The sequence below is a fragment of the Pseudomonas sp. CGJS7 genome (assembly GCF_036961695.1).
This window is the reverse complement of record NZ_JBAMDI010000078.1, coordinates 37,394-53,266: the sequence shown is the minus strand read 5'-3', so window position 1 is coordinate 53,266 and position 15,873 is coordinate 37,394. Positions and strand designations below refer to the sequence as shown.

Below are 15,873 nucleotides of genomic sequence, written 5' to 3'. Positions count from 1 at the left end.
CAGTGCTGGCGCTGTACCTGTGGGAGCGGGCGCGCCCGCGAAGAGGCCGGTACAGACTTCAGCGATCAGTCAGGAATACGCAGCACCTGCCCCGGATAGATCTTGTCCGGGTGCTTGAGCATCGGCTTGTTGGCCTCGAAAATCTTGTTGTACTGATTGGCATTGCCATACACGACCATGGCAATGGCTGAAAGTGTGTCGCCCGACTTCACTGTGACGAACCTTGCCGCCTGGACTACCGGCCCGGTCACGGTGATCTGGTCCTCGACACTGGCCACGCCGCTGATGTTGCCCGCCGTCAGGATAATCTTCTCCTTCTCTTCCTGGCTGGCCACTTCACCCTTGAGGATGATCTTGTCTCCTTCTACAGTGGCGGTGATGTTGGGGTTGCCCAGGCCAACAGCTTCCACATGTTTCTTAAGCTGCTCGTCGGCATTGGCGTTGCCAGGGGTCAGCAGGTCGATCAACTTCTCGCCGGCTTCCTTCACGAAACTGAACAGGCTCATTGCGCTCTCCTTGTTGACGAAACCTTGGACACAGGAGTCTAGGTCAGCTTTACCACTTCCGCCCTGCGCGACCAATCGACGCGGTCTATCAAGGCATAGACCCTAGCGATTAGACGCCGCCGGCCCACGCGCCTAGGCTTGTGCTATCAGAAAGCCGCCGGTATTCAGCGCCCCGATGAACAGCAAACCTCCGGTCTGCGCGGCCTCATCGCCCTTGTCCATGCCCGCCGCCAGCAACACCTACGACTACGTCCAGCTCAGCGACGCCAAACGCGACAGCACCCCGCTGGCCGAGGAAGTGGCCCTGGCCATTGTCTATAACGGCCTCAACCAGGCGGTGATGCTGGTCAGTCCTACCGATCTGGAAGACTTCGCCGTCGGTTTCAGCGTCGGCAGCGGCATTGTCGAAGGCACCGCAGAAATCTACGACCTCAAGCTCTCCGGCAGCGGCTCGGCACTGTACGCCGACCTGGAAATCTCCAGCCGGGCGTTCTGGAACCTGAAAAACCAGCGCCGCCAACTGGCCGGCACCAGTGGTTGCGGCCTGTGTGGGGTCGAGGCCCTGGAGCAGGCACTGCCGGATCTGGCCGTGTTGCCGGGTGCACCCCTGCCCCCGGCCCAGTGGCTGGTCGGCCTGCGCGAGCGCATCGACGCCTTCCAGCCACTGGGCCAGCATTGCGGTGCCGTGCATGCAGCATTGTTCATGGACCGCCAAGGCGAACTGCTGCTTGGCCGCGAAGACATCGGCCGGCACAACGCCCTCGACAAACTGATCGGCGCGCTGCTGCGACAACGCATCGACACCCAGGGTGGCCTGGCCATCGTCACCAGCCGCTGCAGCCTGGAGCTGATCCAGAAAGTACTGCGTGCCGGCATCCAGACCTTGGTCAGCCTGTCGGCGCCCACCGGCCTTGCCCTGCAATGGGCGCGCAAGCACAACCTCAACCTTATCCACTTGCCCAAGCACAGCGCACCGCGGGTCTACAGCCCAGCGGCGGAGTCGTAACAGTCGTGACCTCGTACCAACAACTTCCGGACAACACCCCAACCTCCCCCCCTCGCTACAAGCCCTACCACGGCCCCGCCGGCGGTTGGGGCGCACTGCGTAGCGTAGCCAAGGCCTGGGTCGGCAGCGATAATGCGCTGAAGAACATTCGCGCCCTGCTCAAGACCAACCAGAACGGCGGTTTCGACTGCCCCGGCTGCGCCTGGGGGGACTCGCCGGAAAGCGGCATGGTCAAGTTCTGCGAGAACGGCGCCAAGGCGGTGAACTGGGAAGCTACCAAGCGCCGTGTCGATGCTGCCTTCTTCGCCCGTTACAGCGTCACCTCGCTGCTGCAACAAAGCGACTACTGGCTGGAGTACCAAGGGCGTCTGACCGAACCGATGGTCTATGACGCTCCCAGCGACCGTTACCTGCCGATCAGCTGGGATGCCGCCTTCGCCCTGATCGCCCGCGAACTGAACAAGCTGACCAACCCTGACCAGGCCGAATTCTATACCTCGGGACGTGCCAGCAACGAAGCGGCGTACCTGTACCAACTGTTCGTGCGCGCCTACGGCACCAACAACTTCCCTGACTGCTCGAACATGTGCCATGAGGCCAGCGGCGTGGCGTTGGGGCAAAGCGTCGGGGTCGGCAAAGGTACAGTCACCTTCGACGACTTCGAGCACGCCGACGCCATTTTTGTCTGGGGCCAGAACCCCGGCACCAATCACCCGCGCATGCTCGACCCACTGCGTGATGCGGTAAAGCGTGGCGCCCAGGTGGTGTGCATCAACCCGCTCAAGGAGCGTGGTCTGGAGCGCTTCCAGCACCCCCAGAACCCACTGGAAATGCTGACCAACAGTGACCGCCCGACCAACACCGCCTTCTTCCGCCCGGCCCTGGGTGGCGACATGGCGATGCTGCGCGGCATGGCCAAGTTCGTCCTGCAATGGGAACGCGAAGCCCAGGCCAACGGCGAACCGGCCGTATTCGACCACGCCTTCATCGCCGAACATGGCCATGGCGTCGATGAGTACCTGGCCGTGGTGGACGCCACGCCGTGGTCGCACATCCAGGCACAGTCCGGCCTCACCTTGGCCGATATCGAACTGGCCGCGCGTATGTACTGCCGTGGCAAGCGGGTGATCATGTGCTGGGCGATGGGCATCACCCAACACCGTCATTCGGTGCCGACCATTCAGGAAATCGTCAACCTGCAGATGCTGCGTGGCAACATCGGCGTGCCCGGTGCCGGCCTGTGCCCGGTGCGTGGCCACAGCAACGTGCAGGGTGACCGCACCATGGGCATCAACGAGCGCCCGCCAGAGGCGCTGCTGGATGCCATCGAAAAGCGCTTTGGCTTCCCTGTGCCGCGGCGCAATGGCCATAACACCGTCGAAGCCATTCACGCGATGCTCGATGGCCGGGCCAAGGTTTTCATCGGCTTGGGCGGCAACTTCGCCCAGGCCACACCCGACACCGAGCGTACCGCCCAGGCGCTGCGCAACTGCGAGCTGACCGTGCACATCAGCACCAAGCTCAACCGTAGCCACCTGGTCCATGGCAAGCAGGCACTGATCCTGCCGTGCCTGGGCCGCACCGACATCGACCTGCAGGCCGAAGGGCCGCAGGCAGTCACGGTTGAAGACTCGTTCAGCATGGTCCACGCCTCCAACGGCCAGCTTAAGCCGCTGTCGACGCAAATGCGCTCGGAGCCTGCGGTGATCGCCGGCATCGCCGCCGCCACGCTGGGCAAACAACCGGTGGACTGGCACTGGCTGGTGGCCGACTACGACCGCATCCGCGACCTGATCGGCGACACCATTGCCGGTTTCAGCGGCTTCAACCAGCGCCTGCGTAATCCGGGTGGCTTCTATCTAGGCAACAGCGCGGCCAGCCGCGAATGGGCGACCAGCACCGGCCGCGCCAACTTCAAGGCCAACCTGCTGCCCGACACGCTGCTTGACGAACGCGTACGCGCCAGCGGCCAGTTGCCAGACTTGATCATGCAATCGATGCGCTCGCACGATCAGTACAACACCACTATCTACGGCCTGGACGACCGCTACCGCGGCGTGCGTGGCCAGCGCGAGGTGCTGTTCGCCAACGAAGCCGACATCATCCGCCTGGGCTTCCAGCCGGGGCAGAAGGTCGACATCGTTTCGCTGTGGGGGGATGAACATGTGCGCCGGGTGCAAGGCTTTACCCTGCTGGCCTTCGACATACCTGCCGGGCAGGCGGCGGCGTATTACCCGGAGGTGAACCCGCTGGTGCCGCTGGAGAGCATTGGCGTTGGTAGCCATACGCCGACATCGAAGTTCATTGCCATCAAGCTGGAGCGTGCGAGCGAGGACAGGCGTATCCTGTAAAAACGAAAAAAGCCCTGTTCCGTGGCGGCTCAGGGCTTTGTCATAAAGGTCTCAGACAGCCTGAAAACGATAAAGTTTCATAGTAAATACAGCAAGTTAGAGAATTGTGTACAACTCGTGTTACTCGTCGGATTTCCGTTGCCAGCCAAGTCTCTTAGCCTCAAATTCGCCTCGTCATCCCTATGAGGCTCTCTTGATGAAGAAGTACTCCTCGATTCTGTTGTTGTCTTTCAGCTTGCTCAGCGGCGTTGCCATGGCAGGCGGCACCACCGAAGCCGGCATTGGCGGCGCATTGGGTGGGGTACTGGGCTCAGTGGTGGGCAACTCCATCGGCGGCAGCACCGGTGGCGCCATTGGTGCCGGTCTGGGCGGCGCGGCAGGCGGCGCATTGGGCGCCGACAAGCGCCAGCGCGGTGAGGCTGCTATTGGCGGCGCGCTGGGTGCTGCCGGCGGTAACGTGGTGGGTCGCTCGGTGGGTGGCACCACCGGTAGCTACATTGGCGCAGCAGCCGGCGGTGGCGCCGGTGGTGCACTGGGTAACTACATGGGCAACAAGGCCGACGAAGACGAACGCCACGAAAATCGCCGCTATCGTCGCGGCTACGACGACGACCGTCGTCACTGGGACCGTGGTCACCACTATGGCCACCGCAAGCACAAGCGCCACTGGCGCGACTAACGCCTGAGGGCTCTGCCCCCGGCAACAAAAGCCCCGCCCCTGCCAGCGGGGCTTTTTTATGCCTGCCGCTCCAGCACGAGGCCGGACAGGATCACCTGCAGCGCCTCTGGCAACGCCACAGGCCGTCCACTGTCGCGCTCGATGAACACCTGCACTACCGTGCCTGCTGCGCACGCCTCCGGTTCGCCCGGGCGATACAGCGCCAGCCGGTACTCTACCGTGCTGCCCGCCAGACGCGTCACTCCCAACCCCACCTCCAACAAATCCGGGAAGCCCGGTAGCGCGTAGAAATCCGCAGCCGAACTGACCACGAAGGCGGCCAGTTCACCGTGCCGCAGGTCCAGTTCCGCCTGCTCGACGAGAAACGCCTGTATCGCGGTTTCGAAGAAACCGTGCACCGTTGCACCGGCGATGTGGCCGTTCAGGTCGTTGTCCTGGGGGCGGGTAAGGATCGGGTGGAAGTGGGAGAAGGCAGTGCGCTGAGGGGCTTCGGTCATCTGGCTGGCTCTTGTCTACGCAATGGATGCTGACAGTGAAACAGAAAAACCAGAATTTCGCTGCCTATGCGGGCCCCTTCGCGGGTAAACCCGCTCCTACACGACGGCCTGCGCCCACCGCCAATCAGTGTGTAGGAGCGGGTTTACCCGCGAATACGATGGCGGCTGCGACGGTGAAGCACGGGTGGAAATTGGTCAGCAGGTCCAGCCCTTTCGCGGGTAATCCCGCACCCACAAAAAAGCCGCCCCTGGGGGCGGCTTTCTCGTTGCGGCTGAGCTCGGCTTACAGCTGCGGGCCAGCGGCCTTGATGGCGTCGGAAACTTCGAACTTCTTGAAGTTTTCGATGAACAGCTTGGCCAGACCTTTGGCAGCCTCGTCGTAGGCCGCTTTGTCAGCCCAGTTGGTGCGCGGGTTGAGCAGTTCGGTTTCAACGCCCGGAACGGCCTTCGGCACGTCCAGGTTGATGATGTCCAGGTGCTCGGTTTCGGCACCGACCAGTGCGCCGCTCTGGATTGCGGCGATCACGGCACGGGTGGTGGGGATGCTGAAGCGCTTGCCAACGCCGTAGCCACCACCGGTCCAGCCGGTGTTGACCAGGTAGACCTTGGAGTTGAAGCCGTTGATACGCTTGATCAGCAGCTCGGCGTACTCGCCAGCCGGACGCGGGAAGAACGGTGCGCCGAAGCAGGTGGAGAAGGTCGACTTGATGCCGCCGCCCGAACCCATTTCAGTGGAACCGACCAGCGCGGTGTAGCCGGACAGGAAGTGGTAGGCCGCCTGCTCGTTGTTCAGGATCGAAACCGGAGGCAGAACACCTGTCAGGTCGCAGGTGAGGAAGATCACTGCGTTAGGCTCGCCGCCCAGGTTCGCTTCCGAACGCTTGGCAACGTGCTCCAGCGGGTAGGCCGCACGGCTGTTCTGAGTCAGGCTGACATCGGTGTAGTCGGCGTGCTTGTTGGCGTCGAGAACGACGTTTTCCAGTACTGCGCCGTGCTTGATGGCTTTCCAGATGACCGGCTCGTTCTTCTCGGACAGGTCGATGCACTTGGCGTAGCAGCCGCCTTCCATGTTGAAGACAACGCCTTCGCCCCAACCGTGCTCGTCGTCACCGATCAGGTAACGGCTTTCGTCAGCCGAAAGGGTGGTCTTGCCAGTGCCGGACAGGCCGAAGAACAAGGTCACATCGCCTTCTTCGCCGATGTTGGCCGCGCAGTGCATAGGCAGTACATCGGCAGCCGGCAGCAGGAAGTTCTGCACCGAGAACATGGCTTTCTTCATTTCGCCGGCGTAGCGCATGCCCGCGATCAGCACTTTCTTCTGGGCGAAGTTGATGATCACGCAACCGTCGGAGTTGGTGCCGTCACGCTCAGGCTCGCACACGAAGTTGGCGACGTTGAGGATCTGCCACTGCTCGCGGCCAGCCGGGTTGAACTGCTCCGGGTTGATAAACAGGCAACGACCGAACAGGTTCTGCCAGGCAGTCTGGGTGGTCATCTTCACCGGCAGGTAGTGCTCGGCTGCGGCCCCTACGTGAACATAGGAAACGAAGTGATCCTGAGCGTCGTTGAACGCCTCGACGCGAGCCCACAGGGCATCGAACTTGTCGGCCGGGAACTTGCGGTTGATCGGGCCCCAGGAAATGGCGTCCTGGGTGGAAGGTTCTTCGACGATGAAACGGTCAGCCGGCGAACGGCCGGTACGGTGACCAGTCTCCACGACCAGTGCGCCAGTATCGGCTAGTACGCCTTCACCGCGTTGCAGCGCTTCTTTTACCAGCTCATCGACGCTCAGGTCGGTGTACACGGTGTTGTTGGCTTGCGTCATGAGATACCCCATCCGGCCCGAGGCCGAGTGCTCCAAACGTTTTGTAGTTGTCTTGAAAAAACTACTACAGCGAAAAAAGTGGCCGGATTATGCCAGAAACGCCCAAAAAAAGTAGGCCCCTCCTGTCAGAACTGCGCTTTTGCGCAATTCGACAGGAGATTATCCTGTGATTTAACGTTTCAGTGACGAGTTTCTGAGGCCACGTCAGTACCGCCACCCGCAAACAATTGCGCCACATCGCTGGCATCGAAGAAGTAGCGCTCGTTGCAGAACTGGCAATCGATCTCTACCGTCCCGCCACATTCGTCCACCAGCGCCTTGGCGTCGTGCTCGCCCAGACTGACCAGCGCATTGCCGGAGCGTTCCCGCGAACAGCTGCAATTGAAGCGCAGTGGCTGGATATCGAACAGGCGCACGGCGTCTTCGTGATACAGGCGGTGCAGCAGTGTTTCGTTGCCCTCTGTCCACTCTTCAGGCTTGAGCGTCTTGGCCAGGGCGACCACATGCTGCCAGCTGTCTTCGCGCTCTTCATCATCCGGCTGGCGATCACGTGGCAGTTGCTGCAGCAATAGCCCACGGGCCTTGCCGCCTTCGGCATTGAGCCAGAAACGGGTATTGAGCTGCTGCGACTGGACGAAGTAGTTGGTGAAACATTCAGACAGGTTGGCGCCATCGAGGTCGACGGTCCCCTGGTAGCGCTGGCCCTTGACCGGGTCGATGGTCAGGGTCAGGTGGCCGTCGGGCATCAGCTGCGACAGGGTGGCACCAGCCGGAATCTGGTCCGCTTCGTAGCGGGCCATGCCACGAATCTCGCGCTCACTGGAACATTCCACCATCAGCAGCGGAATCGGTCCGGCCGAACGCGCCTGCAGAATCAGCAGGCCATCGAACTTCATCGCACCCACCAGCAAGGCGGTGGCGGCCATCAACTCGCCGAGCAGCACCTTGACCGGCTGGGGGTACTCATGACGCGCCAACACCGCAGCGTAGCTGTCATCGAGAGACACCCACTCGCCGCGCACATCGCGCTCGTCGAAGATGAAACGTTGGGTGAAATCGGTATCAGGCAAATCGCTCATAGGTTTCGGCTATCTAAAAAATGATGACAAAATGGTTACAAGGGTTGTCGAAAACCGGCGAGAACCCGTGACAGAGCGCTCACAAGGCGCTCCGATTCCTGTTTGCAATAGAGGTATTTTATGGACAATCGACCACTGTTCCAAGCAAGGTGGTCCTGGGGGCCATTGGCAGCCTCTACGCTGCTTCCCATCGCTCTACTGTGTTTCTGGTTATGGCCTTTTGGCCAGATCCTGTGCCTGACTTTCGACGAGTGGCTGTTCCGCAGCCTGAACGCGCCGCTGGCCGATAGCACCACCTGGCGCTACATCTGGACCATCGGCAGCCTACGCCCGTTCGACATCGTCGTCGGCCTGATCCTGCTGGCAGTGCTCATTCGTGGTGACTGGGTGTTCAAGGCTGCTCAGGTTCGCCAGGCATTTTTCGGCTTTCTGGTCACGCTACTCCTCTTAGTGGTGATTCGCGCGCTGTTTTCCAAGTGGGTGGATGCAGCCGGGTGGCAACACAAGAGTCCCTCGATGATCTTCGACGACGTCGTGCACCTGAGTGACTATTACCCGAACCTGGAGGCTGCCTGGGAACTCAAGGACCGCTCCAGTAAGAGTTTCCCGGGTGATCACGCCTCGGTGCTGCTGATCTGGGCGCTGTTCATGAGCGTGTTCAGCCGCGGCCTTGCGCAATACCTGATGGTCTGGGGGCTCGCAGCGCTGTTCATGCTGCCGCGCCTGGTGGCCGGTGCCCATTGGGGGCAGGACGACTACATTGGCGGCTTGCTGATGGCCGTACTGGCGCTGGGCTGGAGCTACTACACGCCGCTGGCGGCCAAAGGCAGCGAGGCGTTGATGCGCTGGACAGCGCCGTTGTTCAAGCTGCTGTCCACGTTACCGTTGGTCGGACGAATGGCGGTGTTGCGCTAGATTCCTGGGGCTGCGCAGCAGCCCCATTCAATCGTAACTTCCATGCAGCTGGTGAATCTGCCGCCGCTGCTTCTTGGTCGGCCGGCCATCGGTGGTCACGCCCATGGCCCCGGCCTTACGCATCTCAGCCGCCTGTTCACGGCGACGCACACTTTCTTCGGTTTCCTCGTACAACGCCTGTGCCTCTGGGGCACCACGACGCACCACCGACAGCGCCTTCACCACCACCGTGCGCTCATCGAAGCCGGTACGCAGCACGAACTCGTCGCCCACCCGCGGCTCCTTGCCCGGCTTGCAACGCTCGCCCCGGCAATGCACCTTGCCACTCTCGATCGCCGCCTTGGCCAGCGCTCGCGTCTTGTAGAAGCGCGCCGCCCACAGCCATTTGTCCAGGCGAACCTTGTCGTCGTCTTCGGCTTTTTGTGCCATCCCGTTACCTCGGATTCTGTCTTTCATCGAACTGTACTACCTTCACATACGGATGCAAAAAGTCCCCGCCGTGCTTAAAGTTCACCACCTCATTCGCAGGGTGCGCTTCGTGAAGACATTTGACCATTTGACTGTGATCGGCCTGCGCGAGTGGGTCGCCCTGCCTGACCTCGGCGTGGCCGGGCTGCGCGCCAAGATCGACACCGGTGCCAGCACGTCGAGCCTGCATGCCACCGAAGTGGAACCCTTCGAGCGCGACGGCCAGCCCTGGGTTCGCTTCACTGCGCACCTGGGCTCGGTGGTGCAGTTGCGCCACCGCCGCTGCGAGGCACCGTTGGTGACGATGAAAACCATCAAGAGCTCCAACGGCCACGCCCAGACCCGCTACGTCATCCGCACGTCACTGGCGCTGGGTGATGGTGTATGGGAGGTGGAGTTCACCCTGGCCTGCCGCAAGAACATGCGCTACCGCCTGTTGCTTGGCTCCAAGGCCCTGATACACGGCCAGCTGGTAGTGAACCCAGGCCTGAAATACGTACAAGACAAACCGGCCTTCCCGGCCACCCTTTCCCCTGTCACAGGTGCTGCATGAAGATCGCTGTGCTGTCGCGCAATCCGCGTCTGTATTCCACCCGCCGCCTGGTCGAAGCCGGTACCCAGCGTGGCCACGAAATGGTGGTGATCGATACCCTGCGGGCCTACATGAACATTGCCAGCCACAAGCCGCAGATCCACTACCGCGGCAAGCCGCTGGAAGGCTTCGATGCAGTGATCCCGCGCATAGGTGCTTCGGTTACGTTCTATGGCTGCGCGGTGCTGCGCCAATTCGAAATGATGGGCGTATACCCGCTCAACGAGTCGGTAGCCATTGCCCGCTCGCGCGACAAGCTGCGCTCGTTGCAGCTGTTGTCGCGGCGCGGCATAGGCCTGCCGATCACCGGTTTCGCCCACTCGCCGGACGATATCCCCGACCTGATCCAGATGGTCAACGGTGCCCCGCTGGTGATCAAGGTACTGGAAGGCACCCAGGGCATTGGCGTGGTGCTGTGCGAAACGCCCCAGGCGGCCGAGTCGGTGATCGAAGCGTTCATGGGCCTCAAGCAGAACATCATGGTGCAGGAGTACATCAAGGAGGCCGGTGGCGCAGATATCCGGTGCTTCGTGGTAGGCGACAAAGTAATTGCCTCGATGAAGCGTCAGGCCAAACCAGGCGAGTTCCGCTCCAACCTGCACCGGGGTGGCGTCGCCAGCCTGATAAAAATCACCCCTGAAGAGCGCATCACCGCCATTCGGGCGGCCAAGGTGATGGGGTTGAGCGTGGCGGGTGTGGATATCCTGCGCTCCAACCACGGGCCGTTGGTGATGGAGGTAAACTCGTCGCCAGGGCTGGAGGGCATCGAAGTCACCACCGGCAAGAACGTCGCCGGGATGATCATCGAGCACCTGGAGAAGAATGGCGGGCCCAATCAGACCCGGACCAAGGGCAAAGGCTGATTCAAGCCTGTACCCGCCGCTTCGCGGCCAAGCCGCTGCCACAGGTACTGCGCAATCCCTGTAGGTGCGGCTTTAGCCGTGAAGAGGCCAGTGAGCCTCACACAGCATTACGCGGCAGCAGCAGCCCCAGCGGTAACCTGACCCGCGCCTCGATCCCGCCGCCAGACCGGTTACGCAACTCCACGTTCCCGCCATGTTGCGCAGCAATCCGCTTGACGATCGCCAGCCCCAGCCCGGTGCCCTTGCCGCCCCGTGCCCGGTCACCGCGAATGAACGGGTTGAAGATGGTTTCCAGCTCCGACTCGTCAATACCGGTGCCCCGGTCCAGCACACTGAGCACCACATACGGCGCACTCTCGTCACCTGACACATAGGCAGCCACCTCGACCCCCTTGCCAGCATGGTGCAGGGCGTTGCCGATCAGGTTACCCAGCATGCGCTTGAGCGAAACCCGGCGCAGCGGGAACGGTGGAATCGGCTCCAGACACAGGCGCACACGCTCTACCGGCTGGTTGTACGGAGCCACCACCTCACGCACCAGGTCAGCAAGGTCGACCTCTTCCACCGGCTCGTCACGGCCATCGCGGATGAAGGCCAGGAACTGATCGAGAATCGCGTCCATGTCCTCGATATCGCGAACCATGTCATCGCTCAGCTCGTTGTCGCTGTTCAGCAAGGACAGCGACAGACGCAGACGCGTCAGTGGCGTGCGCAAGTCGTGGGAAACCCCGGCCAGCATCAACTCACGCTCGCGCCCGGCCTGCTCGACATCCTCGGCCATCTGGTTGAACGCCTTGTACACCTCGGTCATCTCGCTGGGGGTATCGCTGATCGGCAGGCGCACACTGCGCCCCTGGCCAAGCTGGCGGGCGGCGAACACCAAGCGTTTGAGCGGCTGGTTGAGCTGACGCACAAAAATCCACGCCGAGGCGGTGGACAACAAGCCAATGGCCAGGAACCAGCCCAGCACGTTCCAGATCTTCTGCCCACGCAATGGATGCGGGTACAGCGGCACTTTCAGCCAACCCGGACCCAGGCTTGGCGCATTGACCCACAACGCGGGCGGTGCATGAATGCGCAGCCGCACTTCGGTGTCGTCACCCAGCTCGGCCTGCATCTGCCGTTGGTAGATCTCACTGTAGGGCCAATGCTGCTCGCCTTCGGGCACACCCGAGCCGGTCACCCGGATAAGACCTGCCGCCTCGGCGATCTTGTCGCGGTTTTCTTCGTCGGCGGCCCAATAGGCGCGCAAGGTCAGCGCTACACCATGGCTGTACTGACGGTCGACCAGCACGTCCTCGTTCATCAGCAGGTAGACCAGGGTCAGCGCCTTGGAGAACAGAACGACGATCAACACCAGCCACAGGGTGCGGGCGAAGAAACTTTGCGGAAACCAGAGCGGTGTTTTCATCGACGTCCAGGCATCATTTTCCGGCGTTTCCGTCCGGTACGAACACGTAGCCCACGCCCCAGACGGTCTGGATGTAACGCGGCTTGGACGGGTCCGGCTCGATCATGCGACGCAGGCGTGAGATCTGCACGTCGATGGAGCGCTCCAGCGCATCCCATTCGCGGCCGCGCGCCAGGTTCATCAGCTTGTCGCGGGTCAACGGCTCGCGGGCGTGCATCACCAGAGCCTTGAGCACAGCGAACTCGCCGGTGGTGAGCATGTGCACTTCGTTGCCACGCTTGAGCTCGCGGGTGGCCAGCGACAGCTCATAGTCGCCGAAGGTGACCGACTCGTCCTCGCTGCCCGGCGCACCCGGCACGCTCGGCGCCTGACGACGCAGCACCGCCTTGACCCGAGCCATCAGTTCGTCCGGGTTGAACGGCTTGCCCAGGTAGTCGTCGGCGCCCAGCTCCAGGCCCTTGATGCGGCTGAGCTCGTCGCCCTTGGCGGTCAGCATGATGATCGGGATCTGGTTGTTCTGCTGGCGCAGGCGCTTGCAGGCGGACAGGCCATCCTCGCCTGGCAGCATCAGGTCGAGCACCACCAGGTTGAACACCTCGCGCTGCAGCAGGCGATCCATCTGCTCGGTGTTGGGCACCGCACGGGCACGGTAGCCTTTGCTGGTGAAGAAACGTTCCAGCAGGCTGCTAAGCCCCGGATCGTCGTCGACGATGAGAATCTTGTCACCTTCAGCGGTGTTTGGCGTGCCGGTCATGAATAACTCCTCTGATATCGCCGCGCATTATGGCGTAGCCATTGCTGCACGTTGCGTGAGCATTGTTAGCAGATTTTTCCCCCGGCGCCAGTTCTGGCTGGCCGGGCGCCATCACCGCAAGCCGTTTGCGATGGGTATAATGCGCGGCTTTCATCCAGCGCCGCCGGGCAAAAAGCCCACAGGCGACCCCCGTATTCACAAATGTCAGGTGGTTTACATGGACAGCATCAACAGCCGTATCGCCGAGGAACTGGGCGTACGCCCGCAGCAGGTCGAGGCGGCCGTGAGCCTGTTGGACGAAGGCTCGACCGTGCCCTTCATCGCCCGCTATCGCAAGGAAGTGACCGGTAGCCTTGACGACACTCAGTTGCGCCACCTGGAAGAGCGCCTGCGCTACCTGCGCGAACTCGACGAGCGCCGCGCCAGCATCCTTTCCAGCATCGAGGAACAGGGCAAGCTGACCCCGGAACTGGCCCGCGAGATCAAGCTGGCCGACACCAAGACCCGCCTCGAAGACCTGTACCTGCCGTACAAGCAGAAGCGCCGCACCAAGGGCCAGATCGCCCTGGAAGCCGGCCTTGGCGAACTGGCCGATGGCCTGTTCAACGACCCGACCCTGGCCCCGGAAAGCGAAGCCGCACGCTTCGTCAACGCCGAAAAGGGCGTGGCCGACGTCAAGGCCGCGCTGGAAGGCGCCAAGTACATCCTGATGGAGCGCTTTGCCGAAGACGCCGCCCTGCTCGACAAGCTGCGCAGCTACCTCAAGCAGGAAGCCGTGCTCAGCGCCCGCGTTGTGGCCGGCAAGGAAGAAGAAGGCGCCAAGTTCCGCGACTACTTCGCTCATGACGAGCTGCTGCGTACTGCGCCATCGCACCGTGCCCTGGCGATCTTCCGCGGGCGCAACGAAGGCGTGTTGAGCGTCTCGCTGAAGGTCGGCGAAGAACTGCCCGGCACCCTGCACCCATGCGAGCTGATGATCGGCAACCACGTCGGCATCGAGAACCGCAGCCGACCGGCCGACAAATGGCTGGGTGAAGTGGTGCGCTGGACCTGGAAGGTCAAGCTGTACACCCACCTGGAAACCGACCTGTTCGGCGAGCTGCGCGACAGTGCCGAAGGCGAGGCGATCAACGTGTTCGCCCACAACCTGCACGATCTGCTGCTGGCCGCCCCGGCCGGCCCGCGCGCCACCCTGGGCTTCGACCCGGGCCTGCGCACCGGCTGCAAGATCGCCGTGGTCGACGCAACCGGCAAGCTGCTGGACCACACCACGGTCTACCCGCACGCGCCGAAGAACGACTGGGACCGCACCATTTCCATCATGGCCGCACTGTGCGCCAAACACTCGGTGGAGCTGATCGCCATCGGCAACGGCACAGCCAGCCGCGAAAGCGACAAGCTGGTGACCGAGTTGGTCAAGAAATATCCCGCCCTGAAAATCACCAAGATCATGGTTTCCGAAGCCGGTGCGTCGGTGTACTCGGCATCGGAACTGGCCGCCCGCGAGTTCCCGGACCTGGACGTGTCGATCCGCGGCGCCGTGTCGATCGCCCGCCGCCTGCAGGATCCGCTGGCCGAACTGGTGAAGATCGATCCGAAATCCATCGGTGTCGGCCAGTACCAGCACGACGTGTCCCAACTGAAACTGGCACGTGGCCTGGACGCGGTGGTCGAGGACTGTGTGAACGCCGTGGGCGTGGACGTGAACACCGCTTCGGTGGCGCTGCTGACGCGCATCTCCGGCCTCAATGCCACGCTGGCACAGAACATCGTCGCCCACCGCGATGCCAATGGCCCGTTTGCTACCCGTGCAGCGCTGAAAAAGGTCAGCCGCCTGGGTGAGAAAACCTTCGAGCAGGCCGCCGGCTTCCTGCGTGTGATGAACGGCGACAACCCGCTGGACGCCTCTGCGGTACACCCTGAGGCCTACCCGCTGGTGCAGCGCATTGCTGCCGATACCGACCGCGACATCCGCTCGCTGATTGGTGACAGCAGCTTCCTCAAGCGACTGGACCCGAAAAAGTTCACCGACGAAACCTTCGGCCTGCCAACCGTCACCGACATCCTGCAAGAGCTGGACAAGCCCGGCCGCGACCCACGTCCGGAGTTCAAGACCGCCACCTTCCAGGAAGGCGTCGAAGACCTCAAGGACCTGGAACCGGGCATGATCCTCGAAGGCGTGGTGACCAACGTTACCAACTTCGGTGCCTTCGTCGACATCGGCGTGCATCAGGACGGCCTGGTGCATATCTCGGCGCTGTCGGAGAAGTTCGTCAAAGACCCGCGTGAGGCGGTCAAGGCCGGCGATGTGGTCAAGGTCAAGGTCATGGAAGTGGACATCCCGCGCAAACGCGTCGGCCTGTCCATGCGCATGAGCGACACCCCGGGCGAGAAGGTCGAAGGCAACCGCGGTGGTAATCGTGGCAATGGCGGCAATCGCCAGCCGCAGGCACCGCGTCAGCGCGAAACCGCCACCGCAGCCCCGGCCAACAACGCCATGGCCGCCCTGTTCGCCAACGCCAAGCAACTGAAGAAGAAGTAATGGACGTACCTCGCGAATACGTCGAAAGCGCCTTCAGCCAGCTGCTGGGCTGCCGCCTGCAACACCTGGACACCGGTGTTGCCGAAGTAGCCCTGGCGCTCGAGCCCCAGTTGCGCAACCGTGGCCAGAAGCTGCACGGCGGGGCGATCTTCAGCCTGGTGGATATCGCCATGGGCCTGGCTTGCTCGGCCAGCCATGGCTTTGACCAGCAAAGCGTCACCATCGAGTGCAAGATCAACTACATGCGTGCCGTCAGCGACGGCGAAGTGCTGTGCACCGCCCGTGTGCTGCACGCCGGGCGGCGCACCCTGGTGGTCGACGCCGACGTAGTTCAGGGCGACAAGCTGGTGGCCAAAGCGCAAGGAACCTTCGCGGTTCTCTAGCT

General features: G+C 62.4%; 15 protein-coding genes. 8 read left to right on the top strand and 7 right to left on the bottom strand.

Translation table 11 applies throughout. The features are described 5' to 3' along the window. Positions 1 to 65: 65 nt before the first annotated feature. Positions 66 to 506 (bottom strand): peptidoglycan-binding protein LysM, encoded by a 441-nt coding sequence (gene lysM / locus V7787_RS34065; protein WP_336091765.1) that lies wholly within the window; start codon positions 504 to 506, stop codon positions 66 to 68. 175 nt (positions 507 to 681) lie between these two features. Here lysM and fdhD point away from each other — a divergent pair, with 175 nt between their 5' ends. The 3 genes from fdhD to V7787_RS34050 all read left to right on the top strand — a co-directional run bounded on the left by fdhD (position 682) and on the right by V7787_RS34050 (position 4,542). Beyond that, complete coding sequence (fdhD, locus tag V7787_RS34060) at positions 682 to 1,512, top strand: formate dehydrogenase accessory sulfurtransferase FdhD (RefSeq protein ID WP_010951628.1); 831 nt, start codon at positions 682 to 684, stop codon at positions 1,510 to 1,512. A 5-nt stretch (positions 1,513 to 1,517) separates the two neighbouring features. Continuing rightward, complete coding sequence (locus V7787_RS34055; RefSeq protein WP_336091763.1) at positions 1,518 to 3,863, top strand: FdhF/YdeP family oxidoreductase; 2,346 nt, start codon at positions 1,518 to 1,520, stop codon at positions 3,861 to 3,863. Between the two features lie 196 nt (positions 3,864 to 4,059). Next, complete coding sequence (locus tag V7787_RS34050; RefSeq protein ID WP_064491775.1) at positions 4,060 to 4,542, top strand: glycine zipper domain-containing protein; 483 nt, start codon at positions 4,060 to 4,062, stop codon at positions 4,540 to 4,542. 56 nt (positions 4,543 to 4,598) lie between these two features. Here the strand turns inward: V7787_RS34050 and V7787_RS34045 are convergent, their stop codons facing one another. The 3 genes from V7787_RS34045 to hslO form a co-directional block, all read right to left on the bottom strand. Continuing rightward, entirely contained in the window at positions 4,599 to 5,039 is a 441-nt protein-coding gene (locus V7787_RS34045; RefSeq protein ID WP_003255804.1) for an acyl-CoA thioesterase, read from the bottom strand. 283 nt (positions 5,040 to 5,322) lie between these two features. Then, positions 5,323 to 6,864, bottom strand: a complete 1,542-nt coding sequence (locus V7787_RS34040) for a phosphoenolpyruvate carboxykinase (protein ID WP_064491773.1) — start codon at positions 6,862 to 6,864, stop codon at positions 5,323 to 5,325. Between the two features lie 179 nt (positions 6,865 to 7,043). Continuing rightward, the gene (hslO, locus tag V7787_RS34035) at positions 7,044 to 7,943 is read right to left on the bottom strand and encodes an Hsp33 family molecular chaperone HslO (RefSeq protein WP_020191055.1); all 900 of its coding nucleotides are present in this window, start codon (positions 7,941 to 7,943) and stop codon (positions 7,044 to 7,046) included. A gap of 120 nt (positions 7,944 to 8,063) precedes the next feature. On the opposite strand from hslO, the gene V7787_RS34030 reads away from it, so the two are divergent. Then, positions 8,064 to 8,858: a phosphatase PAP2 family protein gene (locus V7787_RS34030; RefSeq protein WP_010951623.1), complete on the top strand. Its 795-nt coding sequence runs from the start codon at positions 8,064 to 8,066 to the stop codon at positions 8,856 to 8,858. A 27-nt stretch (positions 8,859 to 8,885) separates the two neighbouring features. Here the strand turns inward: V7787_RS34030 and V7787_RS34025 are convergent, their stop codons facing one another. Then, positions 8,886 to 9,287 carry an RNA-binding S4 domain-containing protein gene (locus tag V7787_RS34025; RefSeq protein ID WP_003255812.1) on the bottom strand — a complete coding sequence of 134 codons (402 nt, stop codon included), beginning with the start codon at positions 9,285 to 9,287 and terminating at the stop codon, positions 8,886 to 8,888. Positions 9,288 to 9,396: 109 nt separating this feature from the next. Here V7787_RS34025 and rimB point away from each other — a divergent pair, with 109 nt between their 5' ends. Together rimB and rimK are read left to right on the top strand one after the other, a co-directional pair. Then, positions 9,397 to 9,879, top strand: a complete 483-nt coding sequence (gene rimB / locus V7787_RS34020; protein ID WP_004576370.1) for a retropepsin-like aspartic endopeptidase RimB — start codon at positions 9,397 to 9,399, stop codon at positions 9,877 to 9,879. After that, on the top strand, positions 9,876 to 10,781 hold the full coding sequence (gene rimK / locus V7787_RS34015; protein WP_003255817.1) for a 30S ribosomal protein S6--L-glutamate ligase: 906 nt from the start codon (positions 9,876 to 9,878) through the stop codon (positions 10,779 to 10,781). Before rimB ends, rimK begins: the two co-directional genes overlap by 4 nt. A 97-nt stretch (positions 10,782 to 10,878) precedes the next feature. On the opposite strand, the gene V7787_RS34010 is transcribed toward rimK, so the two are convergent. Further along, the gene (locus tag V7787_RS34010; protein ID WP_014589336.1) at positions 10,879 to 12,192 is read right to left on the bottom strand and encodes an ATP-binding protein; all 1,314 of its coding nucleotides are present in this window, start codon (positions 12,190 to 12,192) and stop codon (positions 10,879 to 10,881) included. A gap of 13 nt (positions 12,193 to 12,205) precedes the next feature. Next, the gene (ompR, locus tag V7787_RS34005; RefSeq protein WP_003255821.1) at positions 12,206 to 12,946 is read right to left on the bottom strand and encodes an osmolarity response regulator transcription factor OmpR; all 741 of its coding nucleotides are present in this window, start codon (positions 12,944 to 12,946) and stop codon (positions 12,206 to 12,208) included. A 217-nt stretch (positions 12,947 to 13,163) separates the two neighbouring features. On the opposite strand from ompR, the gene V7787_RS34000 reads away from it, so the two are divergent. Together V7787_RS34000 and V7787_RS33995 are read left to right on the top strand one after the other, a co-directional pair. Next, a complete protein-coding gene (locus V7787_RS34000) occupies positions 13,164 to 15,488 on the top strand; it encodes a Tex family protein (RefSeq protein ID WP_198747275.1) in 2,325 nt (774 codons plus the stop codon). Continuing rightward, on the top strand, positions 15,488 to 15,871 hold the full coding sequence (locus V7787_RS33995) for a PaaI family thioesterase (protein WP_003255824.1): 384 nt from the start codon (positions 15,488 to 15,490) through the stop codon (positions 15,869 to 15,871). Before V7787_RS34000 ends, V7787_RS33995 begins: the two co-directional genes overlap by 1 nt. Positions 15,872 to 15,873 lie beyond the last annotated feature (2 nt).